Here is a 23682-nt window from a genome sequence, read left to right as displayed (position 1 = left end):
CTTGACGGCTGTCCAACCTGCTTACTTCTTGTTGCGAATGGCGATCGGGACGCCCGCGAGGTCCTCTTCGTTGCAGAGCAGCTTCACGTCGTAGTACGGCGAACCCTGACGGTCGTCGTAGTCGAGGTGGATGGCCAGGACGTCGAGTGGCTCGCCCAGCCACTCCTGGGCCTGCCGTAGCCAGGCGGAGCACCGTTCCAGGGCGGTGGGGAGATCGTCATCGCGGAACTCGACGGGGCGATAGGGGACATCCTGCACCTGATCGCGGGGGTGTGCCGGCGCCGGGAGGCCCGGCGCGAGACCCGAGTCGTCCAGTTCCAGTTGGATCGTTTCCTCAGTCACCCTTCGAGCGTCCCCCACGCACGCCGTCTGGGCAAGGCGTACACAGGTAAAAGCGCCGCTAAACGGACACGCCCCACTCTTTCGCGACGATTTCCCGGCACCGCCGCAAGTCGGTGAGACCCGGTGCCGACGTGCACCCCAGCGCCCGCGACGCCAGCTCCGCGTAGTGCTCCGCGAGCTCGTCCAGCGCCAGCGGGCCGCGTGGCGAATACCACCTGGCGACGCCGCTGCACATCTCCAGCAGCGCCAGCCTGGTCACCGCCGGGTGCTCGACCCGGAACACCCCGGCCGCCACGCCTTCGTCGATCGCCGAAGCCCACAGCCGCTCGTAGGCGTCCCGCAGGGCCACGACGGGCTCGCGCGCGGCCGGGGACAGGACGTCGACTTCGTTGTCCACCACCCGGGTTTCCGCCGGGCCGACGGCGTGCGCGAGGACGTGCAGCACCACCAGCGTCCGCAGCCGGTGCACCGGGTCCCCGCCGCCCGCGGTGGCTTCGCGGGCGGCGTCGAGCAGCCGGTTCAGCGCGGTGTGCATGATCTCCGCGAGCAGATCCTCCTTGGTGCCCATGTAGTGGTACAGGCTGGCCGAGGAGAGTTCCGCCTCCTGCGCCAGATCCCGGATGCCGGTGCCGTGGAACCCCTTGGTGGCGAACAGCTTCACCGCGGCCGCGCGCACCCGTTCCCGGCTGCTCACAGCCATGCTTCCGCCTTGGTGTCCCAGGACCCGGCGCGCGGGTCGGCGACCTTGCGCAGCTCGCCCTTGGCGACCCGCTCCGACGGCGTCATCGGCAGCTCGTCGGCGAACGCCCAGAACCGCGGAACCTTGAAGTAGGCCAGTTTCCCGGCGCAGAACGCGGCGAGCCCGGCGGGATCCGGCCGGTCGCCGTCGCACACGACGTACGCCTTGACCTCCTCGCCGCGCAGCTCGTCGGGCACCGCGACGACGGCCGCCAGCCGCACCGCCGGGTGCAGCAGCAGGGCGCGCTCGACCTCGTCGGCGGAGATGTTCTCGCCGCTGCGGCGGATCATGTCCTTCGTGCGGCCGACGTAGTAGACGCGGCCGGCGGTGTCCATCCGGGCGAGGTCGCCGGTGTGGAACCAGCCGTTCCGGAACGCCTTCGCGGTGGCCTCGGGATCGTCGTGGTAGCCGTGCATCAGCCCGATCCCGCGGATCAGCAGCTGCCCGGTTTCCCCGCGCGGCAGCGGCTTCCCGTCGTCGCCGGCGATCTGCACCTCGCGGTCCCGGCTCGGGCGTCCGATGCAGCCGGTGCCGACGGTCTCGTCGTGGTCGGCGGCGGTCATCCGGATGTCGCCGCCGGTTTCGGTCATCCCGAACGCCTCGAACCACGGCACGCCCCAGCGCCGTTCCAGTTCGGCGTGCAGCTCGTGCGGGATCGCGGACGCGCAGATCGCGCGGACGCGGTGGGCGCGGTCGGCTTCGGCCGGTTCCTGGCGCAGCAGCAGCGTCGGCATCAGGCCGAGGCAGTAGAACCAGGTGACGCGGTGCTCGCGGACCTTCGCCCAGAACGTGCTGGGGTGGAACCGGTCCAGCACGACGAGGGTGGCGCCCCCGGCGAGTCCCAACGCGACATTCCACTGTGGATCGATGTAGTGGAACGGCTGCGCGGTCAGGATGACGTCGTCCTCGCCGACGGCGGGGAAGTCGGTGGCCAGGCTGATCGCGAGGGTCGTCCAGTAGCGGTTCGGCAGGACGCAGCCCTTGGGCGCGCCGGTGGTGCCGGAGGTGTACTGGATGTTGACCGGCAGTTCGGGCACCGGGGTGAACGCCGGCGGCGCGCCGGCCGCGTCGAGCTGGTCCGGGGTGACCACCGCGGTGAGCCCGATCCGGCCGAGGAGGCCGGTGAACTCGGGCGCGGCGACGGCCAGTTTCGCGCCGGAATGGCGGAGCACGTGGGCGCCGTCGAATTCCTGGTAGTTCGTGTTGACCGGCACCAGCTGCGCGCCGAGCTTCGCCAAGGCGAGCCAGATCAGCGGGAAGTCCGGCTGGTTGCGCAGCATCACGGCGACGCGGTCGCCCTGGCCGATGCCGCGCTCCGCCAGGGCGGCGGCGAGGCGGGAGCTTTCGCGGTCGACCTCGGCGAAGGTGAAGCGCGTGCCGGTTTCGTCGAAGATCCAGGCGGTGCGTTCCGGCCACAGCTCGGCGGCCCGGGTGACGAGCTGCGCGAGGGTCCCGATTTCGGCCAGCGGGGTCACGCCCGGCTCCGGAACGCTTCGGTGGACGCGGCGACCGCGGCCGAGTGTTCGGTGATCAGGGCGTGGCTGACCTCGAGTTCGAGGGCGGGCTCGACGTCGGTGCTCGCGTCCAGGACCCGCTTCGCCATGGCCGCGGCGGCCGGCGGGTGCTCGGCGATCCGCTTCGCCCAGCTCAGCGCTTCGGCCTGGAGCTGCTCGGCGGGCACGGCGGCGTTCACCATGCCCAGCTCGGCGGCCTTCCGGCCGTCGAAGCGCTCCCCGAGCAGCAGGAGTTCCTTCGCCTTGAGCGGCCCGACCAGCAGCGGGAGCAGCCGGGACGCCGCGCCGGTGACGCTCAGGCCCAGCGAGACCTCGGGAAACGCGAACACGGCGTCCTCGGCGGCCAGGATCAGGTCGCAGCCGAGCGCGAACTCGGCGCCGGCGCCGATCGCGTAGCCGTGGACCGCCGCGATCACCGGCTGGCGCAGCCCGCGCAGCCGCCGCGTGACGTCCTGGAGCCGGTCCAGCCGGGCCCGCGAGTCACCCGCGGGGGTGGGTTCCTTGAGGTCGTGGCCGGCGCAGAAGGCGCGCCCGTTCCCGGACAGCACGACGACGCGCGCGTCGCTGCGCGCGGCCGCGTCGAGGGCGGCGAGGAAGTCGTCGACCAGGACGGCGGCGACCGCGTTCAGCCGCTCGGGCCGGTTCAGCCGGATGTGCGCGATGCCGTCCTCGACGGCGAAGTCCACGGTGGGCATGAGGGCGATGCTAGACGTTCGATCGATCGATCGATAGTGTCGGGACTCATGCAGGTCGACGCGGTCTACGAGAACGCCACGGTGTGGACGGGCGCGGGCGTGACCAGCGCCGTCGCCGTCCTGCACGGCCGGGTGGTCGCCCTGGGCGACGACGCCCGCGAGCTGTCCGCGCGCGCCCGCGTCGACCTCGCCGGCGGCTTCGTCGTGCCCGGCTTCCACGACGCCCACAACCACATGGCGTGGTTCGGCATGGGCCTCGACGACGTCCCGCTGAGCGACTGCCGCAGCGTCGAGGAGGTCTACGACGCCGTCGCCGCGCGCGCCGCGACGCTCCCGGCCGGCAGCTGGGTGGTCGGCAGGGGGTACGACCAGAACAAGCTCGCCGGCGGGCACCCGGACCGGCACGGCCTCGACCGCGCCGCGCCGGGAATGCTCGTGCGGCTGAAGCACACGTCCGGGCACATGACCGTGGTCAACACGGCCGTGCTCGACCAGCTGGACCTGGCGCACGTCCCGGTCGGCGGCGACGTCGTCCACGACCCGGACGGCTCGCCGACCGGCCTGCTGCGCGAGCAGGCCCAGCTGCTGCTGCGGCCGCTGACCTACCCGGCCCCCGTCGAGCGGGTCGTGCGCGGGCTCGAGCGGGCCTCCGAGCAGTACCTGGCCGAGGGCATCACCAGCGTCCAGGAAGCCGGCATCGGCGGTGGCCTGGTCGGCGAGACGCCCGCGGAACTGGCCGCCTACCAGCAGGCGCGCGACCGCGGCGTGCTGCGCGTGCGCAGCACGGTGATGGTCGCCGCGAGCGTGCTGCACGACCTGCCCGACGACGCCGGCTTCGGCCTCGACCTCGGCCTGCGCACCGGCCTCGGCGACGAGTGGCTGCGCGTCGGCCCGATGAAGTTGTTCGCCGACGGCTCCCTGGTCGGGCGCACCTGCGCGATGCACGACCCCTTCGACGGCGAGCCGGACAACCGCGGCTACTTCCAGGTGCCCGAGGACGAGCTCGCGCGCACGATCCGCCGTGCCCACGAGGCGGGCTGGCAGATCGCGACGCACGCGATCGGCGACCGCGCGATCACCGTCGTCCTCGACGCCTACGAAGCCGCGTTGGCCGCTTCGCCGCGCACGGACCACCGGCACCGCATCGAGCACTGCGCGGTGCTGCAGCCCGCGGAGCTGACCCGGCTCGCCTCGCTCGGCATCATCCCGTCGCCGCAGGGCCGGTTCGTCAACGAACTGGGCGACGGCATGCGCGCCGCGCTCGGCGAGGCTCGCGTCCCGTGGTGCTACCGGCTGCGCAGCGTCCTCGACGCGGGTTGCGCCCTCCCGGCGTCCTCGGACCGGCCGGTCGTGAACGGCGCGCCGCTGCTCGCGCTGGCCGACATGGTGCGTCGGCGCACGGCGTCAGGCGCGCCCTTCGCACCCGAAGAGGCGCTGACGCCGGAGCAGGCGTTGCGCGCGTACACGTACGGCTCGGCGTACGCGACCTTCGCCGAGCGTGACCTGGGCACGCTCGAACCCGGGAAGCTCGCCGACTTCGCTGTGTTGTCCGGTTCGCCCCTGGACGAGTCCGCTTTGGACGCGCTCAGCGTGCAAGGGACCGCCGTCGGCGGTGAACTGCGTTATCAAGCGTGATGGCTCACTTCCTTCCCACGAACTCGAGTGCTTCTCCGGCCAGGGCGGACCACGGTTGCGGCGACCCGGTGTCCAGGGCCAGCCACTCCTTCATCGGGGTGCCCTTGTTGGCGTCGAACCGCACCCCGTGCCCGCCTTCGACCAGTTCGTCGACTCTCGCCCGGGGCAGCTTCAGCACCAGCTGCCCGCGGACGAACATCGCGAAGATCCGGCCGTGCGCCCGCAGCGCGGTGCGCCCGAACCCGCCGGTCGCGCCGGGTGGCGTGATGCCCGGACGTCCGGTGAACTCGTCGACCAGGACCTCGAACTTCTCCTCTGGTGACATCGACCACCTCCGACCCCGACCGTAACGACCACCACCGACAAAACCGGGAGGCGAGATGCCCGTCCGCGACGCCGTCTTCGAAGACATCGAGGAAATCTGCGCGCTCATCGAGGAGCACGCGGTCTACGAGGACAACCACGACCTGAAGCTGGACCGCGCCGAGATGAGCGGTCACCTGTTCGGGCCGGACCCGAAGGCGTGGGTGCTCATCGCGACCCCGCCGGGCGAGCCCGGCACGGTGGCCGGCTTCGCCTTCTGCAGCTGGAACTTCTCCACCTGGGAGGCGCGGCCGGGGATCTGGCTGGACGACCTGTTCGTCCGCCCCGCGCACCGGCGCTACGGGCTCGGCAGCGAGCTGCTGGACGAGCTGCGCACCCGCACGACCGGCCGCGTCGAGTGGGACATGCAGGCGGGCAACGAGAAAGGCGAGGCGTTCTACGCCCAGCTCGGCGCCGAGCCGGTCCCGGGCTGGATCCGCTACCGCTGGCGGCCGTGAACTTTCACGAGAAAGAACCCGGCCCCGTATCGTATGCGGTATGGGAGATGGTTCGGTCCGGAGGTCCTCGTCGGTCGAGGACTACGTCCGGGTGATCTACGGCCTGGTCGAGCGGGGTGAGGCGGTCACCAACACGTCGCTCGCCGGCCGGCTGGAGGTCAGCCCGTCCTCGGCGTCGGGGATGGTCACGAAGCTGTCCCAGCTGGGTCTGGTCACCCACGTGCCGTACCGCGGCATCGAGCTGACCGCCGACGGCAGGCTGCTGGCGCGCTCGGTGCTGCGCCGGCACCGGCTGATCGAGACGTACCTGGTCTCGGAGCTCGGCTACACGTGGGACGAGGTCCACGCGGAGGCGGACGCGCTGGAGCACGCGGTGTCGGACAGGCTGGTCGAGCGCATCGCGGCGAAGCTGGGCAACCCGGTCCGCGACCCCCACGGCGACCCGATCCCGGCGCCGGACGGGAGCGTCGAGGAGCTGCCGGTCCGCATCCTGGACGACCTGCAGCCGGGCGCGGTGGGCGAGATCGTCCGGGTCTGGGACACCGACCCGGAGCTGCTGCGGTACCTGACGGAACACGCCATCAACCTGGGCGAACGCATCGAGGTGGTGGAACGCCAGCCGTTCGGGGGGCCGATGGTGGTGAAGGTGGGCTCGCCGCCGGACGCAGCCACGCACGCCATCGGCAAGGAGATCGCGCAGGCGTTGTCGGTCACCCTGCGCTGAGCGACGTACGCGCGGGTGACGTCGTGAAGCGGATGTGGTGACCGCCCGCCGCCCGCGAGCATGGCCGCATGAAACCCTTCCGCTTCGGCATCGTCGCCGGGTACTCCGCCGGCCTCACCTCCTGGACCGCCCAGGCCGAGCGCGTCGAAAAGCTCGGCTTCGACACCCTGCTCGCCACCGATCCCGTCGGCACCGCCGATCCCTTCGTGCTGCTCGGGGCCGCCGCCGCGGTCACCATCGATCTCACCGTCGGCACCTTCGTGCTCGCCGACCCCTTCCGCACCCCGGAGGCTCTCGACTGGCAGGCGCAAACCCTCCACCGGCAGACCCGCGGGCGGTTCGAGCTCGGGCTCGGCGTCGGGCGGCCCGGGGGTGAAACGCACGCCGCGACCCTCGGCCGGGAATTCCCCTCACCGGGTGAGCGCATCACACGGATGGCCGCCACCATCGCGCACCTCAAGCGAACACCCGATCGGCCGCGCCTGATGCTCGCCGGCGGGGGCCCGAAAATGCTGGCGCTCGCCGCGCAAGAAGCCGACATCGTCACCTTCAGCTGGGCGCCGCGGACCACCGAAGCGGAAGCGCAGTCCATTGTGGATCGATTCCGGACGCTCGCCGGGCCGCGGCTGCCGGAGATCGAGCTCGGCCTGAACCTGATGGCCGTCGGCCGCGAACCGTCGCCCGCGATCGCGCGCTGGGCCGGGGCCGACGTGCCCGAGCTCGCCGACGGCGGGGCCGTCACGGTGCTGCCCGCGGATCCCGGGCCGGCCACGGAAACGCTTCTCCGGTGGCGGGAACGGTGGGGGATTTCCTACGTCACGATCAACTCCGGCTACGCGGAACCGTTCGCGGCGATCGCGGACGAGGCGCGCAAGGCAGGTGGGTGAGGGCCCTTCCGATCTTGGGAAGCTGCGCCTACGCTCCAATTTTCGTATTCGGGAATGCTTCGGAGCGTTGTGATGACCGGTCAGCGAACACGCACCATCGACCGGGGGGAACAGGCGGAGCTGAGCCGGCTGCTGGCAGCCGGACCGTTCGACGTGGCCCTGCGGGCGGCGATCCGGGCCCGCGGCCTCGGCCTCGAGCGGATCCGCTATCGCTTGCGCGGCAGGGGAACCACGGTCAGCCTGGCCACCCTCAGCCACTGGCAGTCGGGGCGGTGCCGGCCCGAGCGGCCGGAATCGTTGGAGGCCCTGCGGAATCTCGAGGACATCCTGAACGTGCCGGACGGCTCGCTCAGCAAGCTCCTCGGCCCGCCGCGGAGCCGGACGAGGTTCCACGCGCTCAATTGAGCGCGGTCAACGAGAAGTAGGCTCGCGCTCATGCGAGCTGTCGTGATGGAGGAGTTCGGCGCCCCGCCCGTCGTGCGGGACGTGCCGGAGCCGGTGGCCGCCCCGGGCGGTGCGGTGATCGAGGTCGACGCCACCGGGGTCTGCCGCAGCGACTGGCACACGTGGCAGGGGCACGACACCGCGGTGACCCTGCCGCACGTCGCCGGGCACGAGCTCGCCGGCCGGATCGTCGCGCTCGGTGAAGGTGTCCGCGGCTGGGCGCTCGGCGCGCGCGTCACCGTTCCGTTCGTCTGCGCCTGCGGGTCGTGCGCCCAGTGCGCCCGCGGTGACCAGCAGATCTGCGACCGCGAGTTCCAGCCCGGCGCCACGCACTGGGGTTCCTTCGCCGAGCGCGTCGCCATCGAGCACGCCGAGACGAACCTGGTCGCGCTGCCGGACTCGCTCGGCGCCGCCGAGGCCGCGGCGCTCGGCTGCCGGTTCGGCACGGCGTTCCGCGCGGTGCTGCGGCAGGGGCGCGTCACCGCGGGCCAGTGGGTTTCGGTGTACGGCTGCGGCGGTGTCGGGATCTCCGCGGTGCTGCTGGCCGTCGCGGCGGGCGCGAAGGTCGTCGCGGTCGACGTCTCGCCGGCCGCGCTGCAGCTCGCCGCGAAGTCCGGCGCCGCCGGCACGGTCGATTCTTCGGCGTTCGACGGCCCGGAAGCCGTCGCCGCGCATGTCCGCGAGCTGACCGGCGGCGGCACCCACGTCTCGCTCGACTGCCTCGGCTCGCCATCGACCTGCGCGGCGTCGGTCGGCAGCCTCCGCAAGCGCGGGCGGCACGTCCAGGCCGGGCTGATGCCGCCCGCGCAGGGGGTCGCGCCGATCCCGATGCACCGGGTCATCGGCGGCGAGCTGGAACTGGTCGGGATCCACGGGCTCCAGGCGCACGAGTACCCCGAGCTGCTCCGCGTCGTCGAAACGGCGGGCATCGACCTCGCCGCGCTGATCGGCCGGCGCATCGCGCTCGACGACGTCCCGGCCGCGCTGGCCGCGATGAACGACCCCGTGCCGGCGCAGGCGGGCGTCACGGTGGTGACCTTCCGTGACTGATCGGCGGCACCGCGGTCAAGAGACCTGTTCGTAGCTGATCCACGCTGGCTTGTGACATTCGGGTGTGGGAACGTCTACTTCATGGTGGCCCAAAGCGAGGGGATTCGGCCGCAGGAGCCTCCCGTTGGACCATTCGGGCGGCTCCTGCGGTTGTTCACCAGCGCGGGCGTCACGTTCCGCGGTCACCGCGTGGTTCCCTCGACGATCACCGAACGTGCCCGACGGGCGGCTCCGGCACAATCGAGGTGATGGACGCCCTCCTGCCGCGCCCGCGCGCCGAGCTCGCGCCCGGCGCCGTGCACCTGCCCGACTGGCTCGGTTTCGACGAACAGCGCGAGCTCGTGGCGGCCTGCCGCGGCTGGTCCGGCTACCGCCACACGCGGCTGCCGAACGGCGGCGTGATGTCGGTGAAGTCGGTCTGCCTCGGCTGGCACTGGTACCCGTACGGCTACTCGCGCACGACCGGCGAGGGCACGCCGGTCCTGCCGTTCCCGGACTGGCTCGGCGACCTCGGCCGCCGCGCGCTGGCGGCCGCGTACGGCGAGGGCCGGCCTTACGAGCCGGACATCGCGCTGGTCAACTTCTACGACGCCGCCGCGAAGATGGGGCTGCACCAGGACAAGGACGAGCGCAGCCTGGAGCCGGTGGTGTCGTTCAGCCTCGGCGACGCCTGCGTGTTCCGCTTCGGCAACACCGAAACCCGCGGCCGGCCGTACACCGACGTCGAGCTGCGTTCGGGTGACGTGTTCGTGTTCGGCGGGCCGTCGCGCCTGGCCTACCACGGCGTGCCGAAGACGCTGCCGGGCACAGCGGACCCGGCACTGGGGCTCGACGGGCGGCTGAACATCACGCTGCGGGTGTCCGGCCTCTAGTCCGCTGTGGACTCCTCCTCCGGCACGACGATGAACCGGACGGCCACCGAACGCGAGCCCTCCGGGTGCTGCCCCGGCTCGGTGACGTACTTCCACACCAGGTTCTGGTACTCCTCGACGAAGGACGTCACCTGCTCCCGCGTCAGGTGCAGCCCGGCGCGGTAGATCTGGTTCCAGCCTTCGGAGTCCTCGTAGCCCGCGTAGGCCCGCGTGACCAGGCCCAGGTCGTGGCTCATCTTGAGCGCGCCGAGCTTGAGCATCGCCTCCCGCTCGTCCGGCGCCAGTTCGAGGCCTGGCGGGGTGTAGATGTCCTTCGACCGCGACTTCCACCAGCGCTCGCGGCCGTCCCCGCGGTCCGTGAGCTCTTCGATCAGGTCCAGGTCGGCGAGCTTGCGGAGGTGGTAGCTGGTCGTCCCGGTGCTCTCGCCGAGCGCCTTCGCGACGCTCGTCGAGTTCGCTTCGCCGTGTTTGCCCAGGTAGCTGAGGATGTCCCGGCGGACCGGGTTGGCGAGTGCCTTGTAGAAGGCCTTGAGGTCGGCGCCGGTGAGCACGCGCCGCTCGGGACGTTGGACCATGCCGACAGCCTACTACAGAGATTGTTTGCAAAGAATCTCTGCAATCGGCTACCTTGGGAGCGGAGAACGGGGGTTCGCATGAAGAAGCTCTTCTGGGCGGCGGGACTCGCCCTGCTGCCGTGGATCGCGGTACTGGGGACGACGCTGCCCGACGTCGTGGCGGCGCAGCACTGGCGGCTGGCCTGGACCGGGTTCGACGCGGCGGAAGCGGCCGGCCTGCTGCTCACGGCCTGGCTGCTGGGCCGCGGCGACGCGCGGACGCCGCTGGTCGCGACGGCCACGGCGACGCTGCTGCTCGCCGACGCGTGGTTCGACGTCGTGACGGCCGGCGACGACGTGGTGTTTTCGCTGCTCATGGCCGCTCTGGAGGTGCCGCTGGCGCTGGCGTGCCTGTCGGTCGCCGCCCCGCGGCCGGTGCCGGCCCATGTCTGAGCTGGACGCGCGGCTGCGCGACGAGATCGACGACCAGGTCGCGGAGGCCCTGGACGCCTACCTGACCGAGCGAAGGCCACGCCGGGCGCCGCGCGCGTGGCCGCTGGTGGTGACGGTGGCACTGGGGGTCGCCACCACCTGGCTCGCACCCGGCGTGGCCTGGGCGGCGTGGCTCGCGATCGCGGTCACCAACGCCGCCTGGCTGGTGGTCGTGAGTGGTAAGGCGGGTTAGAACCCGCCTTACCGCTCACGACGCGGGGCGGAAGCGCACGGGTTGGCCGGGGCGCAGCTGGGCCGCGACGTCGAGGTCCGCCTCCTCGACGACGGCGATCACCGGGTAACCGCCGGTCGTCGGGTGGTCGGTGTGGAACAGGATCGGCCGGCCCGACGGCGGGACCTGCACCGATCCCGGCACGCACGCCTCCGACGGCAGCTCGTCGTGACGCGCTCGCGAAAGAGCCGGGCCGGTGAACCGGATGCCGACGCGGTCCGAGTCCGGCGAGACCGTGTACACAGTGGACAGAAGTTCGTCCGGTGCCGCGAACCAGTCGCGACGCGGGCCCGGGGTCACCCGCAGCACCGGTTCCGTGGGCAGCGCCGCCCGGGGGGCGAGGTCCACGACCGGGAAGCCGCGCGGCGCAGGGCCGATCGGCAGCAGCATCCCGGCCGCCAGCGGTGGCGGGCCCAGCTTGCCGAGCGTGTCCGTCGCCCGGGAGCCGAGCACCGGCGGCACGTCGATGCCGCCGCGCACCGCGACGTAGCACCGCAGGCCCGAAACCGCCGTGCCCAGCGCCAGTTCTTCCCCCGGCCGCAAGGTGATCGGCCCGTTGGGGCCGCCCTTCGAGAGCGGGCAGGAGGCGCCGGTGACCGCCACCGTCGTCACGGCCGACGCGCGCAGCACCAGCCCGCCGAGCGTCACCTCCAACGCCGCGGCTCCCGGCGGGTTGCCGACCAGGCGGTTGGCCAGCCGGAACGAGCCGCGGTCGGCGGCGCCGGACCGGCCGACGCCGAGGGCCGCGTGGCCGGGGCGGCCGAGGTCCTGCACCGTCGTCGCGAAGCCGGGCCGGACGACTTCGAGCTTCACGACGGCACCGCCGTGAACCGCACGCGGGTGCCCGGCGGCAGCAGGTTCGGCGGGTCGCGTTCGACGTCCCACACCGGCACGGCCGTCCGGCCCAGCAGCCGCCAGCCGCCCGGGGACGCGCTCGGGTAGACCGCGCTGTACTCGCCCGCGATCGCCACCGAGCCCGCCGGGATCCGGGTCCGCGGCGACGACCGGCGCGGTACGTGCAGCACCGGGTCCGACCCCGACAGGTACGCGAATCCCGGCGCGAAGCCGCAGAACGCCGAGACGTACGCGCCCGCGGTGTGCCGCGAGACCAGCGAACCGACGCTCAGCCCCGTCTCCTCGGCGACGTCGGCCAGGTCTTCGCCGTCGTAGACCACCGGGATCACCACCTCGCCCGCGTCCGCCACCGCACTGTCCACAGGGGACACCCGGCGCAGCACCTCGCCCAGCCGGCCGGCGTCGGTCACCGACGGGTCGAAGCGGACCAGCAGCGTGCGAGCCGCCGGGACCAGCTCCTCGACGCCGTCGGGCGCGAGCCGGGAGAGCGCCGCCTGGAAACCGAGCACGTCGGCCGCCTCCACCAGCACCGCGCGCCGCCCGCACGGCAGCAGCCGGACGGTCATCCGGTGAACGCGCCGAGCTGGATGCCCGCCCCGGTCAGCGCCGCCTCGATCCGCCGGGCCAGCGCGACCGCGCCCGGCGTGTCCCCGTGCACGCACAGGGAATCCGGGCGCAGCTCCAGCTTGGTGCCGTTCTCCGTCACGACGCCGCCGGTCGCCATGCCGACCGCGCGCTCGGCGACCACGTCGGCGTCGTGGAGCACCGCGCCCGGCTGCTTGCGCGACACGAGCTTGCCGTCCGCGGTGTAGGCCCGGTCCGCGAACGCCTCCGCGTACGCCACCACCCCCGTCGCTTCCGCCTGCCGCTGCATCTCCGAGTTCGGCAGGCAGAGCAGGGCCAGCTCGGGGTCGTACCGGCGCAGGCCCTCGACGATCGCCGCCGCCTGCTCGGCGTCGACCGCCGCGGTGTTGTACAACGCGCCGTGCGGCTTCACGTACGTCACGTGGCTGCCCGCCGCCCGGGCGAACGCGTCGAGCGCGCCGATCTGGTAGAGCACCTCGTTCGCCAGGTCGTCCGGGGAGATGTCGAGCGCGCGCCGGCCGAACCCGGCCAGGTCGTGGTAGCCGACGTGCGCGCCGATCGCGACGCCGCGCTCGGCCGCCAGCTCGCACACCCGCCGCATCACCGACGGATCGCCCGCGTGAAACCCGCACGCGATGTTCGCGCTGGTCACGATGTCGAGCATGGCTTCGTCGTCGCCCATCTTCCAGGCGCCGAAGCCCTCGCCGAGATCGCTGTTCAGATCCATTTCAGCCCACCCGGTATTCGCTGTCGTACCGATCGGTGATGAACATGTACCCCGGTGCGTGGGTGATCGCAAAGGGGGGCCGCGACGCCACCAGCGCCGCCTGCGGTGTGACCCCGCAGGCCCAGAACACCGGGACGTCGCCCGGCTCGGCCTCGACCGGATCGCCGAAGTCCGGCCGGGACAGGTCTTCGACGCCCAGTGCGCGCGGGTCGCCGATGTGCACCGGGCCGCCGTGCACGGCAGGCATGGCGCGGGTGATCCGGATGGCCGTGTCGACCTGGTCTTCCGGGATCTGCCGCATCGACACCACCATCGGCCCGAACAGCCGCCCGGCGGGCTCGCACGGCCGGTTCGTCACGTACATCGCGACGTTGCGGCCCTGGTCGACGTGCCGCAGCGGGACGCCCTCGGCGGCCAGCGCCGTCTCGAACGTGAAGCTGCAGCCGATGGAGAAGGCCACCATGTCGCTGCGCCACAGGCCGGTCGCGTCCGACACCTCGCCGGCGAGCACGCCGTTCTGCCAGATCCGGTAGCGCGGCAGGTCGGTGCGCAGGTCCGCGCCCTCGGCCAGCCGGGTGGCCGGGTCGCCGGCGTCGGTGACGTCGAGCAGCGGGCACGCCTGCGGGTTGCGGGTGCAGAACAGCAGGACGTCGTAGGCCCAGTCCTCGGGCACGGCGATCAGGTTGGTCTGGGTGAAGCCGCTGGCCCAGCCCGTCGTCGGGTGGGCGGTCCCGGTGCGGAACGCCGCCCGGGCCTGCGCCGGCGTGTAGGTGGCCGGCTCGTCGAAGGTCGTCATTCCGCCCCCTCAGTCCACGAGTTCGATGCCGCGGGTCTCGGGCAGGCCGAGCAGGGCCAGCACGGCGATGCCGTAGCCGATCGCGCCGAACACGATCGCGCCGCCGACGCCGAGGTAGCCCACGATGGTCGGGAAGATCGCCCCGACCGCGCGGCCGAAGTTGTAGGTGAAGCCCTGGCCGGTGCCGCGCAGCGCCGTCGGGTACAGCTCGGCGAGGAACGCGCCGAAGCCGCTGAAGATCGCGGACATCGAGAAGCCGAGCGGGAAGCCCAGCACCAGGATCAGGCCGTTCGCGCCCTTGGGGATCTGCGTGTACGCGACGATCAGCGCGGCCGAGAGCAGCGCGAACGTCATGAAGGTCTTCTTGCGCCCCAGCAGGTCGGTCAGGTAGCCGCCGCAGACGTACCCGACGAAGGCGCCGCTGATCAGGAAGACGAGGTAACCGCCGGTGCCGATCACGGTCAGCTCGCGCGTCTTCTTCAGGTAGGTCGGCAGCCAGGTGTTGATCGCGTAGTACCCGCCCTGGACGCCGGTGGCCAGCAGCGAGGCGAAGAACGTCGTCCGCAGCAGGTCGGCCCGGAAGATCTTGCCGAGCGAGCCGCGGGTGCGTTCGGTGGTACGGCGTTCCTCCGCGCGCGGCGCGTCCTGCACGCTGCGGCGGACCCACAGCACGAGCAGCGCCGGGATGACGCCGGTCCAGAACATGATCCGCCAGGCCACGTCGTCGCTCGCGAAGGTGAAGACGACCGTGTAGACGATCACCGAGAGGCCCCAGCCGACGGCCCACGCGCTCTGCACGAACGCCACGGTCCGGCCGCGGTACCTGGCCTGCGAATACTCGGCCACCAGGGCCGCGCCGGCCGCCCACTCGCCGCCGAAGCCCAGGCCCTGCAGCGCGCGGAAGATCAGGAGCGTCTCGAAGTTGGGCGCGAAGCCGCAGAGCACGGTGAAGATCGTGTACATCGCGATGGTGATCTGCAGCGTCCGGACGCGGCCGATGCGGTCGGCGAGGATGCCGGCACCGATGCCGCCGACGGCCGACACGACCAGCGTCGTCGTGCTGAGCAGCCCGGCTTCGCCGCTCGAGATGCCGAAGAACGCGGTGATCGCGGCCAGGCCGAGCGGCAGGGTCTGGTAGTCGTACGAGTCCAGGCCGTACCCGCCGAACGCGCCGACGAAGGCGCGGCGCCCGCGTTTTCCGAGCGTGCGGAACCAGTCGAACGGCCGGGCCTCGGTAGCTGTGGCAGTCATGGGGCACCTCCTGGCCAGTGTCTCTCATCGTGGCGTGCCTCACACGGTAGGGATTGTTGAACAATTCCACAAGGCGGCAATTGGATCGTCCTCCGAGTGGCGGGTAGCCTCGGGGACGTGGTCATCGAAGACAGCGGCGCCGCCGGCCTCGAAGCCGACCGGGGCCTGGTCACGCGCAAGAGCACGGCCGAGCGGGTCGCCGGGGTGCTCCGCAAGCGCATCGCGGAGGGGTTCTTCCTGCCCGGCGGCCGGCTGTCGGAGCAGGACATCGGCAACGCGCTCGGCGTCTCCCGCAACACGCTGCGCGAGGCGTTCCGGCTGCTCACGCACGAGCGGCTGCTGGCCCACGAGCTCAACCGCGGCGTCTTCGTCCGGATCCCGAGCGTCGAAGACGTCGTCGACATCTACCGGGTGCGCAAGATCATCGAGTGCGCGGCGGTCCGCGGGGTGACGGCCAAGCCGGCGTCGTTCGCGCGGATCAAGGAGAAGGTCGACATCGGCGACGAGGCCGCGCGCACCGGCAACTGGAAGGACCTCGGCACCGCCAACGTGTGGTTCCACCAGGAGCTGGCCGCGCTGTCGGGCAGCGAGCGGGTGAACGAGCTGGTCGGGCGGCTGACCGCCGAGTTGCGGCTGGTGTTCCACATCATGGCCGAGCCGCGGCGCTTCCACGAGCGCTACCTGCCGCGCAACCACGAGATCCTGGACCGCATCGAGGCCGGTGACGGCCCGGGCGCGGAGCAGCTGCTGATGAAGTACCTCGAGGACGCCGAAGAGCAGCTGGTCGGCGCGTACGCCGATCGCGCGGAAGCGGCCCGGGCGGCGGTCGCGGCCGACTGACCAGGGGCGTTCGGGCAGGCTTGACGGCCGGACGGCCCGAGCACGAGCCGGACGCGACATCCGGTCGTTAACCTCGGGAGCGGTTCCGCCGCCGGAGACCCCCAGCGGCCGGCGGGACCCCCTGCTGCCGGGTCGCCGCTTCCCCAGAGCGCCGCGGCCCGGCAGCCTTACGCACGAAGGCCCGGCCGGGAATCCCGGCTGGGCCTTCGTGGTGCCGCCGTCAGCCGGCGTAGCGGGCGAAGATCCGCGTGAAGTCCCACGCCTGCTGGGAAACGCCCGAACAGGTGTCGTTGTTCGGGTAGCCGCCCGGGCAGGGGCGGTCGCGGTTCGCCGACCAGAACGTCAGCCGGGCCAGGTGGTGCGCGTTCGCATAGCCCAGGATGGTGGTGAAGTCGGCGAGCGTCACCGTCTCGTTGTTGTCGGTGATGCCGTTCATCGACGAGATGCCCATGTGCCGGTAGGCCGTGTCGTCGTCGTAGCCGTACGCGCCCTTGACGACGTTCTTGAGCCCCTCGGCCGCCCGCTGGGTCAGCGTGCCCATGTTCTGGCCCGCCCCGCCGAAGTCGAACGGCATGATGACCCAGCCGTCGACCGTCAGCCCGGCCTGCGCCGCCCGGTTGACCAGGCTGTTGTCCGGCCCGGACTGGCCGGTGCCGAAGGTGACGTACAGCTTGATGCCCGGGTTGTTCGCGCGGACCGTCTTCAGCGCGTCGACCGTGCGTTGCTGCACCGCCGGGTTGCTGTAGGCGTCGGCCTCGATGTCGATGTCGATCGCCTTGAGGCCGTAGGCGCTGATCACCTTCTGGTAGGCGGCCGCCAGTTCACCCGCGCTGCCGCACGACGACTCCAGCTTGTTCCCGGAGTAGCCGCCGAAGGACGGGATGATGTCGCCGCCGCCCGCGCGAACGGTGCTGATGGTGCCCTGGTCGACCCCGCCGGTGAGCGCCCGGCCGCCGTCCCACTGCGGGTTGCAGTAGCCGTTGGACAGCACGAACGCCAGCGTGAACCACTTGACGCCGGTGGCGTTCTGGATCGTGGCCGGGTTCGGCGGGTCGCCCCAGCCGTTGTAGAGGTACGGCGCGACGGCCATGACGCCCGGGCCGGGCGGCGGCGTGGTCCCGCCCGGCAGCGTCCACTGCTGGTTGGCCGTGCTCGCGCACGTCCAGATCTGCAGCCGCGTCCCGTTGGCGCCGGAGTTGCCGGTGGCGTCGAGGCACTTGCCCGAGCCGGTGTTGACCAGGTTCTTCGCCGAGTTGGCCGTCCACTGCTGGGCGCCTGAGCCGTTGCAGTCGTAGAGCTGGATGGCGGTGCCGTTGGCACTGCTCGCCGCGTTGACGTCGATGCACTTGCCGGCGATGCCGGTGATCGGCCCGGTTGCCGCCTGGGCGACGCCCGGGGCGAGAACCAGTGCGGACGCGGCGGCTACGAGAGCACCGAATGCTGCGAGTTTCTTCATGCGGGCACGTTCCACTTCTGGTTGGCCGCGCCGGTGCAGGTCCAGATCTGCAGCCGGGTGCCGTTGGCGCTGGTGTTGCCGGTGGCGTCGACGCACTTGTTCGACGCCGCGCCCACGAGGTCCTTGGCCGCGGTCGCCGCCCACCGCTGGTTCGCGGTCCCGCCGCAGTCCCAGAGCTGCAGCTGCGCACCGTCCGCCGTGGACTGTCCGGTGACGTCGAGGCACTTGCCGAGCGCCCTCAGGGTGCCGTCGGTGCCGACCGTCCACTGCTGGGCGCCGGAGCCATTGCAGTCGTAGAGCTGGACCGCGGTGCCGTTGGCGCTGTTCGCGCCCGCGACGTCGACGCACTTTCCGCCGAGGCCGGTGATCGGGCCGGTCTTGCCGGTGCCGCCGCCGTTGCCCTGCGTGCCGTTCCAGGTGAACGTCGCCGACGTGCGGCCGGGCAGGGTGTAGGTGAACGACGAGTTGCCCCAGTTCACCCGCACGCTCTGGTTGCCCGTGCCGGAGTTGTAGGCGATCAGCGCCTTCGAGCCGTCCGGGTTCTTCCAGGCGACGTTGCGCACGGCCGAGCTGTCGTTCGAGTCGATCCGGTACGCGCCCGGCTTCACGAACTTCGTCAGGTGACCCATGGTGTAGTACTCGACGGTGTAGTCGACCTGCCCGCTGCGCGAGTCTCCGTTGTGGACGGTGATCAGGCCGGTACAGGTGCCGCAGCCGCCGTTGTGCGGGCCCATGTTCTGGTCGACGGCGAGGCTCCACTTGGTGACGCTCTTCGACCAGTTGCGCGTGTAGTCGACGATGTTGTTCATGTCCTCGGCCTGCTGGTTCGAGATCCAGGTGCCGCCGGAGTGCTCGGTCGAGTAGGCGTTGACGTTCGGGTACTGGTTGTGGACGGTCGTCTGCTGCGCGATGTCACCGCCGTAGCCGTGCCAGGCCACACCACCGAAGTTGGGGTGGTTGCGGATCGCCGCGTCGTCCATCGTGGGCGCGCCGTAGGAGGCGTAGGTGTCCCAGTTCCAGTCGAGTGCGAGGACCTTTGTGGACAGTCCGGCGCCCTGGAGGGCGGGCAGCAGGTTGTTCTTCGCGAAGTACGCCAGCCCGGCGCCGTTCCAGTTGGTCGACGGGTAGCTCGCGCAGCACGTCGGCTCGTTCTGCATCGAGACGTAGTCGATCGGGACGCCGGCGTCCCGGTAGGCCTGGAGGTACTTGACGAAGTACTGGGCGTAGGCCGGGTAGTACTGCGATTCGACCCAGCCGAGCAGGTAGCTGTCGTTGTCCTTCATCCACGGCGGCGCGCTCCACGGCGACGCCATCACCTTGACCTGCGGGTTGAGCTGCCGGGCCTGCTTGGTCAGCGGCAGCACGTCGGCCTGGTCGTGGGCGATCGAGAAGTGCGTCAGGTTGGGGTCGGTCTGGCCGGCCGGCACGTCGTCGAAGGTGTAGCTGTAGCGGGCCAGGTCGGACGCGCCGAGCGGGTTGCGGACGAAGCTCAGCCCGATGCCGTTGTTCGGGTCGAACAGTTTCCGCATGGTGTCGTCGCGAGTGGACTGGGACAGCGCACCACTGGAGTTCATCAGCCAGGCCGCGGTGTCCGTAAAGGACGCGCCACCGCCTTCGAACTGCTGGTACGTGGTGTTTTCGTTGACGTTGATGGTCACGCCGCCGGTTCCGGTGCCCGCGGCGAACGTGACCGGTGTCTGCTGCTGGAGGCCGCGGGTGACCTGGCGGCCGCCGGCGTCGCTGGTGGTGGTGAGCCAGACGTTGACCGTCTCGCCCGCGGCCTGCGCGGGCGCGGCGAACGTGGCCGCGGCGAGCGCGGTCACGCCCACCAGGGTGAGCAGTTTTCTCATGGGAGCGTCCACTTCTGGTTCGTGCCGGTGCCGCAGGTCCAGATCTGCAGCCGGGTGCCGTTGGCGCTGGAGTTGCCGGTCGCGTCGAGACACTTCCCGGAGCCGGCGTTCACGAGGTTCTTCGCCGAGTTGGCCGTCCACTTCTGGGCGCCCGATCCGTTGCAGTCCCAGAGCTGGGTCGGCGTGCCGTTCGCGGTGCCCGCGCTCGTGACGTCGAGGCACTTGCCGAGCGCGCGGACGGAACCGTCCGCATTGACCGTCCACTGTTGAGCGGTCGTGCCGTTGCAGTCGTAGAGCTGCACGGCGGTGCCGTTGGCGTTGCTCGCGCCGGCGACGTCGACGCACTTGCCGCCGACGCCGGTGATGGCTCCGGCGTTCTGCGTGGGCGGTGGTGTCGTGCCGCCGGCGAACTGCGTGGCGACCTGTTCGCCGAGGCTGACCGCGTTGGCGTGGTTCTCGATCGGGTTGACGTGCGTGTTCGGGAACACGATGTACGTCACCGGGCCCTCGGTGCCGCCGTTCTTCGGGTCGGGGTTGATGCCGAGGCTGACCGCGGTGGCGTACGACGCCTCGCCGATGATGCTCGTCGGGCCGGTGTCACCGACCACGGCGTAGCTGACCTGGTTGTTGTAGATCACCGCCACGACCGAGCCGCCGTCGATGCCGTAGTTGCGGTAGTCCCATGTGGACGTCGGCTGCGGCAGGACGATGTAGGGCAGCTGCGCCGCGTTGAGCGGCTGGTCGGTCGACGTGTGGAACGCGGTGTCCGGGTAGAAGCAGCAGTCGGTGTTCTCGTTGCACTGCGTGGTGCGGACGCCGTCGCAGTCGACGTCCATGTCGGCGGTGAAGAACACCGCGCCGTTGGCCTGGCAGACTGGCACGGTGGCCGCGCCACCTTCGTCGAAGGAATACTTGCCGTTCGAGATCTGTTGGCAGGACTGGGTCTTGGCGAGCAGCTGGCTCGCCGACGGACCAGCTTCGACCGCCGCCTGGGCCGAGCCGGTCGTGAGGAAGGAAAGCGCTAACAGGGCACACCCCATTAGCGCGACGAGAATTCGCCGCACTGGTTTCTCCTTATGGGGTCGTGAGTGGTAAGTCGGGTTCTAACCCGACTTACCACTCACGAGGGGACGTGGGTCAGGGAGTGGTCCACTTCTGGTTCGCGCCGCCGCCGCAGGTCCAGATCTGCAGGCGGGTGCCGTTCGCGCTGGAGTTCCCGGTGGCGTCGAGGCACTTGTTCGCGTTGGGGTTCACGATGTCCTTCGCGCCGGTCACGACCCATTGCTGCGCACCGGTTCCGTTGCAGTCGTAGAGCTGCACCGGCGTGCCGTCCGCGGTGCCGGCCGCGCTCACGTCCATGCACTTGCCGAGGGCGCGGATCGTGCCGTCGGTGCCGACGGTCCAGCTCTGCGCGGCGTTGCCGTTGCAGTCGGTGATCTGGATCGGCGTGCCGTTGGCGCTGTTCGCGCCGGCGACGTCGACGCACTTGCCGCCGATGCCGGTGATGGTGCCGGTCCGGCCGCCGCCCTGGCTCGAGGAGTTGGTGACGTGCACGTAGTCGACGATCAGCTGCTGCGGGAACTGCGTGCTGCTGTTGGGATCGCCGGGCCAGTACCCGCCGACGGCGAGGTTGAGGATGATGAAGAAGTTGTGGTCGTAGACCCAGCGGTTGCCGTTGAGGTCCGACGGCGTGCGCGTCTGGTAGAGGTTGCCGTCGACGTACCACTTGATCTGGTTGGGCGCCCAGTCGATGGCGTAGGTGTGGAAGTCGTCGGAGAAGTTCGGGCCGTTGTAGGCCGCGCCGATGCCGCCGGAGCCGGAGTAGCCGGGGCCGTGGATCGTGCCGTGCACGGTGTTCGGCTCGAACCCGACGTTCTCCATGATGTCGATTTCGCCGTCGGTGGGCCAGTTCCCGCCGCCGAGCATCCAGAACGCGGGCCACATGCCCTGCCCGCGCGGGAGTTTCATGCGCGTCTCGAAGTGGCCGTAGGCCTGGCTGAACTTGCCGGCGGTGTTCATCCGCGCGGAGGTGTACTCGCAGCGGCCGTACCAGCAGTTGTAGTTGCCGGGGTTTTCCCTCTTGGCGGTGATGACGAGGTGGCCCTGGCCGTCGAGCTGGGCGTTGTTGGTGCCGGAGGTGTAGTACTGCCGCTCGTGGTTGTTGACGTTGTCGCCGGTTTCGAGCTGCCACTTCGACCCGTCGACGGCGGCGCCCGCGGGGCCGTTGAAGTCGTCGGTGAAGGTGGCCGCGGCCGCGGCCTCGGTCGCTGTGAGGACCTGCTGCCCGGGGAGGAGCAAAGCGCAGGCGGCGAGGAGCGCCGCCCAGCGGGATTTCCTGGAGGTGGACATCGTTGTCGCCTCTCTCACCGTGGGGGACCGGCGTTCCGCGCGCAGCACGGAACGCGGGGGAGGGGAGGTGGCCGCGCATGCCGGGGCGGCGGCAGGCGTGACCGTGCGTGTGCGCGCCGGGGCCCGCGCGGCGGTGCCCGGGCGGCGGTGTGGTTCGGTACCTTTGTTGTGTCTGGCAACAAAGTATGCATGGTCCAGACAAGCCGGGCAACACTCGCGCGGGTCATTTTTTTCAACCCGAATTAAGGGTTGGTGGAAGGGCTGCTGGGGCGGCGGCTTGTCCACAGGGTCGCCGTGATGTGGACGGGCCGGCTCGGGTGGCGGTTTTTCGGGCGTTTTTGTCGGGCGGGCCCGATACGCTGGAGCGGGGATGGACCCCCTGGGAGGGTGGGCCTCTGCCGGGGGGCGTCTTGGCCGCTCGCGGAACAAGGGGGATGACCATGGCCTCGGACAAGCCGCCGCCCCCGCGCGGAATGCTCGCCGCCGGCCTGGCGATGCTGGCCGGTGCGGCCGGCGGTGCTTGGATGGCTCTCGCGCACACCAGCGTCCTCAACCTGGTGTGCGGGATCGTGCTGTTCCTCTGCGCCGGCCTTCTCGGCGTGACCTTCCTCTACGCCTGGGTCAAAGGCCGCCGCTGATCAAGCTGCGTCGGAGTCCGGTGCGCCCGGCTTTGCGATCCGTGATGTCGCTCCCTGCTCCAGCAGGTCCGCCACCGGCAGCGTCGCCGCTCCCGTCGCCACCGCGTCCAGGCCCAGGGATCCCAGCTGGATCGACGTCTGGCTGAACGGGTGCCGGAGGGCGTGCTCCCCGGCCGCCGTGCGGATTCGCGGGAGGAGCTGCTCGCCCAGGGCCAGCCCCGCCCAGCCGCCGATCACGATGCGCTCCGGGTTGAACAAGTTGATCAAGTTCGCGATGCCCGCGCCCAGGTAGCCCGCCGTTTCGTCGAGGACGCGGGCCGCCGTCTTGGACTTGTCGGCCGAAGACAGCAGGGCCGAGAACTGTGCCTGCTCGTCCTCGCCCGGGATGTCCTTCCCGCGCGCGCGGCGGTACCGCGCCAGGACCGCGCCCGCGCCGATGTACGCCTCCAGGCACCCCCGTGACCCGCAGCGGCACTCCAGGCCGCCGTACGCGATCGTCGTGTGGCCCCACTCGCCCGCGCTGCTCGTCGATCCGCGGTACGTCGTTCCGTCCGTCACCACCGCCGCGCCGACGCCGGACCCGAGCAGCGCTATCACCGCGTGGCGCGCGCCGCGGCCCGCGCCGAACCACATCTCCGCCTGGCCCTGCGTCTTCGCGCCGTTGTCGATGAACAGCGGGAGCCCGACGCCGGCGTCGAGCAACAGGGACGCGAACGGCACCCCGTCCCAGCCCACCGTCGGGGCGTGGACCAGCACCCGGGCGCCCTGCTCGACCGTGCCCGGCACGCCGATGCCGACACCCAGCACGCCCGATTCGTCGATGCCCGCGCTCGCGAACACCTCGCGCAGCCCCGACGTCACCTGCTCGACCGCCGTCGCCGGGTCGGGGGCCTTCGGGAGGGGGTGCTCGACCGTCGCCAGGCGGTTCATCGCCAGGTCGAACAGCTCGACCTTGACGCCGGTCTCGCCGATGTCCACGCCCGCGACGTGCCCGTACGCCGGATCCACCCGCAGCAGCACGCGCGGGCGGCCGCCGTCCGACTCGACCTGGCCGGCTTCGGTGATCAGGCGCTCTTCGCCCAGTTCGGCGGTCACGTTGCTGACCGTGGCGGCACTCAATCCGGTGAGCTGGCTGAGTTCGTGCCTCGACAGCGGGCCGTCGAAGTACAGTTTCGACAGCAGCAGGGATCGGTTGTGCCGCCGCAGATCACGGACGGTGGTGCGCTTGCTCGCCATGGGCAACCCATCTAACTTCTTACCGGCTCACTGACAGGATGCCTGATCGCCGTAAGTTGTGGCTATGTATTAAGTGGTGAACTAAGTCCCGAACCGAT

Annotated in this window: 27 protein-coding genes; 11 read left to right on the top strand and 16 right to left on the bottom strand. The window is 71.2% G+C overall.

From position 1 onward, the window contains the following. Positions 1 to 21 precede the first annotated feature (21 nt). Genes ABZW17_RS40350 through ABZW17_RS40335 form a run of 4 tightly spaced genes read right to left on the bottom strand, consistent with a single transcriptional unit; the run spans position 22 to position 3290 of the window. Positions 22 to 342 (bottom strand): hypothetical protein, encoded by a 321-nt coding sequence (locus ABZW17_RS40350; RefSeq protein ID WP_086839577.1) that lies wholly within the window; start codon positions 340 to 342, stop codon positions 22 to 24. A gap of 58 nt (positions 343 to 400) precedes the next feature. After that, entirely contained in the window at positions 401 to 1036 is a 636-nt protein-coding gene (locus ABZW17_RS40345; protein ID WP_354826329.1) for a TetR/AcrR family transcriptional regulator, read from the bottom strand. After that, the gene (locus ABZW17_RS40340) at positions 1033 to 2556 is read right to left on the bottom strand and encodes an ATP-dependent acyl-CoA ligase (protein WP_354826302.1); all 1524 of its coding nucleotides are present in this window, start codon (positions 2554 to 2556) and stop codon (positions 1033 to 1035) included. Before ABZW17_RS40340 ends, ABZW17_RS40345 begins: the two co-directional genes overlap by 4 nt. Continuing rightward, positions 2553 to 3290: an enoyl-CoA hydratase/isomerase family protein gene (locus ABZW17_RS40335; protein WP_354826300.1), complete on the bottom strand. Its 738-nt coding sequence runs from the start codon at positions 3288 to 3290 to the stop codon at positions 2553 to 2555. Before ABZW17_RS40335 ends, ABZW17_RS40340 begins: the two co-directional genes overlap by 4 nt. A gap of 48 nt (positions 3291 to 3338) precedes the next feature. On the opposite strand from ABZW17_RS40335, the gene ABZW17_RS40330 reads away from it, so the two are divergent. Beyond that, positions 3339 to 4925, top strand: coding sequence for an amidohydrolase (locus tag ABZW17_RS40330; RefSeq protein WP_354826297.1), 1587 nt, complete (start codon positions 3339 to 3341; stop codon positions 4923 to 4925). A 4-nt stretch (positions 4926 to 4929) separates the two neighbouring features. On the opposite strand, the gene ABZW17_RS40325 is transcribed toward ABZW17_RS40330, so the two are convergent. Further along, positions 4930 to 5250: a hypothetical protein gene (locus ABZW17_RS40325; RefSeq protein WP_354826294.1), complete on the bottom strand. Its 321-nt coding sequence runs from the start codon at positions 5248 to 5250 to the stop codon at positions 4930 to 4932. 55 nt (positions 5251 to 5305) lie between these two features. Here ABZW17_RS40325 and ABZW17_RS40320 point away from each other — a divergent pair, with 55 nt between their 5' ends. From ABZW17_RS40320 to ABZW17_RS40295, 6 genes are all read left to right on the top strand, one after another. Then, positions 5306 to 5746 carry a GNAT family N-acetyltransferase gene (locus tag ABZW17_RS40320; protein ID WP_354826291.1) on the top strand — a complete coding sequence of 147 codons (441 nt, stop codon included), beginning with the start codon at positions 5306 to 5308 and terminating at the stop codon, positions 5744 to 5746. A 40-nt stretch (positions 5747 to 5786) separates the two neighbouring features. After that, positions 5787 to 6470, top strand: coding sequence for a metal-dependent transcriptional regulator (locus ABZW17_RS40315; RefSeq protein WP_033261556.1), 684 nt, complete (start codon positions 5787 to 5789; stop codon positions 6468 to 6470). Between the two features lie 68 nt (positions 6471 to 6538). Next, on the top strand, positions 6539 to 7357 hold the full coding sequence (locus ABZW17_RS40310) for an LLM class flavin-dependent oxidoreductase (RefSeq protein WP_354826288.1): 819 nt from the start codon (positions 6539 to 6541) through the stop codon (positions 7355 to 7357). Between the two features lie 72 nt (positions 7358 to 7429). Then, positions 7430 to 7762 carry a transcriptional regulator gene (locus ABZW17_RS40305; protein ID WP_354826286.1) on the top strand — a complete coding sequence of 111 codons (333 nt, stop codon included), beginning with the start codon at positions 7430 to 7432 and terminating at the stop codon, positions 7760 to 7762. 30 nt (positions 7763 to 7792) lie between these two features. Next, positions 7793 to 8851, top strand: a complete 1059-nt coding sequence (locus tag ABZW17_RS40300) for an alcohol dehydrogenase catalytic domain-containing protein (RefSeq protein ID WP_354826283.1) — start codon at positions 7793 to 7795, stop codon at positions 8849 to 8851. A 248-nt stretch (positions 8852 to 9099) separates the two neighbouring features. Further along, the gene (locus ABZW17_RS40295; RefSeq protein ID WP_354826280.1) at positions 9100 to 9723 is read left to right on the top strand and encodes an alpha-ketoglutarate-dependent dioxygenase AlkB; all 624 of its coding nucleotides are present in this window, start codon (positions 9100 to 9102) and stop codon (positions 9721 to 9723) included. On the opposite strand, the gene ABZW17_RS40290 is transcribed toward ABZW17_RS40295, so the two are convergent. Continuing rightward, positions 9720 to 10298, bottom strand: a complete 579-nt coding sequence (locus tag ABZW17_RS40290) for a winged helix-turn-helix domain-containing protein (RefSeq protein WP_354826278.1) — start codon at positions 10296 to 10298, stop codon at positions 9720 to 9722. The genes ABZW17_RS40295 and ABZW17_RS40290 overlap by 4 nt on opposite strands. Before the next feature lie 78 nt (positions 10299 to 10376). On the opposite strand from ABZW17_RS40290, the gene ABZW17_RS40285 reads away from it, so the two are divergent. Further along, positions 10377 to 10730, top strand: a complete 354-nt coding sequence (locus ABZW17_RS40285) for a hypothetical protein (RefSeq protein ID WP_354826275.1) — start codon at positions 10377 to 10379, stop codon at positions 10728 to 10730. After that, complete coding sequence (locus tag ABZW17_RS40280) at positions 10723 to 10962, top strand: hypothetical protein (protein WP_354826272.1); 240 nt, start codon at positions 10723 to 10725, stop codon at positions 10960 to 10962. The genes ABZW17_RS40285 and ABZW17_RS40280 overlap by 8 nt, the downstream gene beginning before the upstream one ends. A 15-nt stretch (positions 10963 to 10977) precedes the next feature. Here ABZW17_RS40280 and ABZW17_RS40275 read toward each other — a convergent pair whose 3' ends face one another. From ABZW17_RS40275 to ABZW17_RS40255, 5 genes are read right to left on the bottom strand one after another with little or no spacing between them, the layout of a single operon-like run. Next, positions 10978 to 11814 carry a biotin-dependent carboxyltransferase family protein gene (locus ABZW17_RS40275; protein WP_354826269.1) on the bottom strand — a complete coding sequence of 279 codons (837 nt, stop codon included), beginning with the start codon at positions 11812 to 11814 and terminating at the stop codon, positions 10978 to 10980. After that, a complete protein-coding gene (locus ABZW17_RS40270) occupies positions 11811 to 12422 on the bottom strand; it encodes an allophanate hydrolase subunit 1 (protein WP_354826267.1) in 612 nt (203 codons plus the stop codon). Before ABZW17_RS40270 ends, ABZW17_RS40275 begins: the two co-directional genes overlap by 4 nt. Beyond that, positions 12419 to 13168 carry a 5-oxoprolinase subunit PxpA gene (locus ABZW17_RS40265; protein ID WP_354826264.1) on the bottom strand — a complete coding sequence of 250 codons (750 nt, stop codon included), beginning with the start codon at positions 13166 to 13168 and terminating at the stop codon, positions 12419 to 12421. Before ABZW17_RS40265 ends, ABZW17_RS40270 begins: the two co-directional genes overlap by 4 nt. Position 13169: 1 nt before the next feature. Beyond that, on the bottom strand, positions 13170 to 13964 hold the full coding sequence (locus ABZW17_RS40260; protein WP_354826262.1) for a putative hydro-lyase: 795 nt from the start codon (positions 13962 to 13964) through the stop codon (positions 13170 to 13172). Positions 13965 to 13973: 9 nt separating this feature from the next. Beyond that, complete coding sequence (locus ABZW17_RS40255; RefSeq protein WP_354826260.1) at positions 13974 to 15215, bottom strand: MFS transporter; 1242 nt, start codon at positions 15213 to 15215, stop codon at positions 13974 to 13976. A gap of 117 nt (positions 15216 to 15332) precedes the next feature. On the opposite strand from ABZW17_RS40255, the gene ABZW17_RS40250 reads away from it, so the two are divergent. Further along, complete coding sequence (locus tag ABZW17_RS40250; protein WP_354826257.1) at positions 15333 to 16055, top strand: GntR family transcriptional regulator; 723 nt, start codon at positions 15333 to 15335, stop codon at positions 16053 to 16055. A 220-nt stretch (positions 16056 to 16275) separates the two neighbouring features. Here the strand turns inward: ABZW17_RS40250 and ABZW17_RS40245 are convergent, their stop codons facing one another. The 4 genes from ABZW17_RS40245 to ABZW17_RS40230 form a co-directional block, all read right to left on the bottom strand. Further along, on the bottom strand, positions 16276 to 17511 hold the full coding sequence (locus ABZW17_RS40245; protein ID WP_354826255.1) for a ricin-type beta-trefoil lectin domain protein: 1236 nt from the start codon (positions 17509 to 17511) through the stop codon (positions 16276 to 16278). Further along, complete coding sequence (locus ABZW17_RS40240) at positions 17508 to 19361, bottom strand: ricin-type beta-trefoil lectin domain protein (RefSeq protein ID WP_354826253.1); 1854 nt, start codon at positions 19359 to 19361, stop codon at positions 17508 to 17510. Before ABZW17_RS40240 ends, ABZW17_RS40245 begins: the two co-directional genes overlap by 4 nt. Continuing rightward, the gene (locus ABZW17_RS40235; RefSeq protein WP_354826250.1) at positions 19358 to 20425 is read right to left on the bottom strand and encodes a ricin-type beta-trefoil lectin domain protein; all 1068 of its coding nucleotides are present in this window, start codon (positions 20423 to 20425) and stop codon (positions 19358 to 19360) included. Before ABZW17_RS40235 ends, ABZW17_RS40240 begins: the two co-directional genes overlap by 4 nt. 73 nt (positions 20426 to 20498) lie before the next feature. Continuing rightward, a complete protein-coding gene (locus ABZW17_RS40230) occupies positions 20499 to 21710 on the bottom strand; it encodes a family 16 glycosylhydrolase (protein WP_354826247.1) in 1212 nt (403 codons plus the stop codon). A gap of 440 nt (positions 21711 to 22150) precedes the next feature. On the opposite strand from ABZW17_RS40230, the gene ABZW17_RS40225 reads away from it, so the two are divergent. Beyond that, positions 22151 to 22348, top strand: a complete 198-nt coding sequence (locus ABZW17_RS40225; protein WP_354826244.1) for a hypothetical protein — start codon at positions 22151 to 22153, stop codon at positions 22346 to 22348. On the opposite strand, the gene ABZW17_RS40220 is transcribed toward ABZW17_RS40225, so the two are convergent. Continuing rightward, the gene (locus ABZW17_RS40220) at positions 22349 to 23584 is read right to left on the bottom strand and encodes an ROK family transcriptional regulator (RefSeq protein ID WP_354826241.1); all 1236 of its coding nucleotides are present in this window, start codon (positions 23582 to 23584) and stop codon (positions 22349 to 22351) included. It lies immediately after the preceding gene. Positions 23585 to 23682: the final 98 nt, after the last annotated feature.

Source organism: Amycolatopsis sp. NPDC004625 (assembly GCF_040609695.1).
Taxonomy (GTDB): domain Bacteria; phylum Actinomycetota; class Actinomycetes; order Mycobacteriales; family Pseudonocardiaceae; genus Amycolatopsis.
Note: the sequence above shows the minus strand (reverse complement) of the source record. Positions and strands in the feature narration are given on the sequence as shown.

Bases quoted from the DNA above. Each gene is read 5' to 3' on its own strand.
- ABZW17_RS40265 (WP_354826264.1), bottom strand. From the start codon at position 13,168: ATGGATCTGAACAGCGATCTCGGCGAGGGCTTCGGCGCCTGGAAGATG.
- ABZW17_RS40230 (WP_354826247.1), bottom strand. From the start codon at position 21,710: ATGTCCACCTCCAGGAAATCCCGCTGGGCGGCGCTCCTCGCCGCCTGC.
- ABZW17_RS40220 (WP_354826241.1), bottom strand. From the start codon at position 23,584: ATGGCGAGCAAGCGCACCACCGTCCGTGATCTGCGGCGGCACAACCGA.
- ABZW17_RS40310 (WP_354826288.1), top strand. From the start codon at position 6,539: ATGAAACCCTTCCGCTTCGGCATCGTCGCCGGGTACTCCGCCGGCCTC.
- ABZW17_RS40280 (WP_354826272.1), top strand. From the start codon at position 10,723: ATGTCTGAGCTGGACGCGCGGCTGCGCGACGAGATCGACGACCAGGTC.
- ABZW17_RS40315 (WP_033261556.1), top strand. From the start codon at position 5,787: ATGGGAGATGGTTCGGTCCGGAGGTCCTCGTCGGTCGAGGACTACGTC.
- ABZW17_RS40320 (WP_354826291.1), top strand. From the start codon at position 5,306: ATGCCCGTCCGCGACGCCGTCTTCGAAGACATCGAGGAAATCTGCGCG.
- ABZW17_RS40285 (WP_354826275.1), top strand. From the start codon at position 10,377: ATGAAGAAGCTCTTCTGGGCGGCGGGACTCGCCCTGCTGCCGTGGATC.
- ABZW17_RS40255 (WP_354826260.1), bottom strand. From the start codon at position 15,215: ATGACTGCCACAGCTACCGAGGCCCGGCCGTTCGACTGGTTCCGCACG.
- ABZW17_RS40270 (WP_354826267.1), bottom strand. From the start codon at position 12,422: ATGACCGTCCGGCTGCTGCCGTGCGGGCGGCGCGCGGTGCTGGTGGAG.
- ABZW17_RS40305 (WP_354826286.1), top strand. From the start codon at position 7,430: ATGACCGGTCAGCGAACACGCACCATCGACCGGGGGGAACAGGCGGAG.
- ABZW17_RS40295 (WP_354826280.1), top strand. From the start codon at position 9,100: ATGGACGCCCTCCTGCCGCGCCCGCGCGCCGAGCTCGCGCCCGGCGCC.
- ABZW17_RS40290 (WP_354826278.1), bottom strand. From the start codon at position 10,298: ATGGTCCAACGTCCCGAGCGGCGCGTGCTCACCGGCGCCGACCTCAAG.
- ABZW17_RS40335 (WP_354826300.1), bottom strand. From the start codon at position 3,290: ATGCCCACCGTGGACTTCGCCGTCGAGGACGGCATCGCGCACATCCGG.
- ABZW17_RS40240 (WP_354826253.1), bottom strand. From the start codon at position 19,361: ATGAGAAAACTGCTCACCCTGGTGGGCGTGACCGCGCTCGCCGCGGCC.
- ABZW17_RS40325 (WP_354826294.1), bottom strand. From the start codon at position 5,250: ATGTCACCAGAGGAGAAGTTCGAGGTCCTGGTCGACGAGTTCACCGGA.
- ABZW17_RS40300 (WP_354826283.1), top strand. From the start codon at position 7,793: ATGCGAGCTGTCGTGATGGAGGAGTTCGGCGCCCCGCCCGTCGTGCGG.
- ABZW17_RS40245 (WP_354826255.1), bottom strand. From the start codon at position 17,511: ATGAAGAAACTCGCAGCATTCGGTGCTCTCGTAGCCGCCGCGTCCGCA.
- ABZW17_RS40225 (WP_354826244.1), top strand. From the start codon at position 22,151: ATGGCCTCGGACAAGCCGCCGCCCCCGCGCGGAATGCTCGCCGCCGGC.
- ABZW17_RS40330 (WP_354826297.1), top strand. From the start codon at position 3,339: ATGCAGGTCGACGCGGTCTACGAGAACGCCACGGTGTGGACGGGCGCG.
- ABZW17_RS40260 (WP_354826262.1), bottom strand. From the start codon at position 13,964: ATGACGACCTTCGACGAGCCGGCCACCTACACGCCGGCGCAGGCCCGG.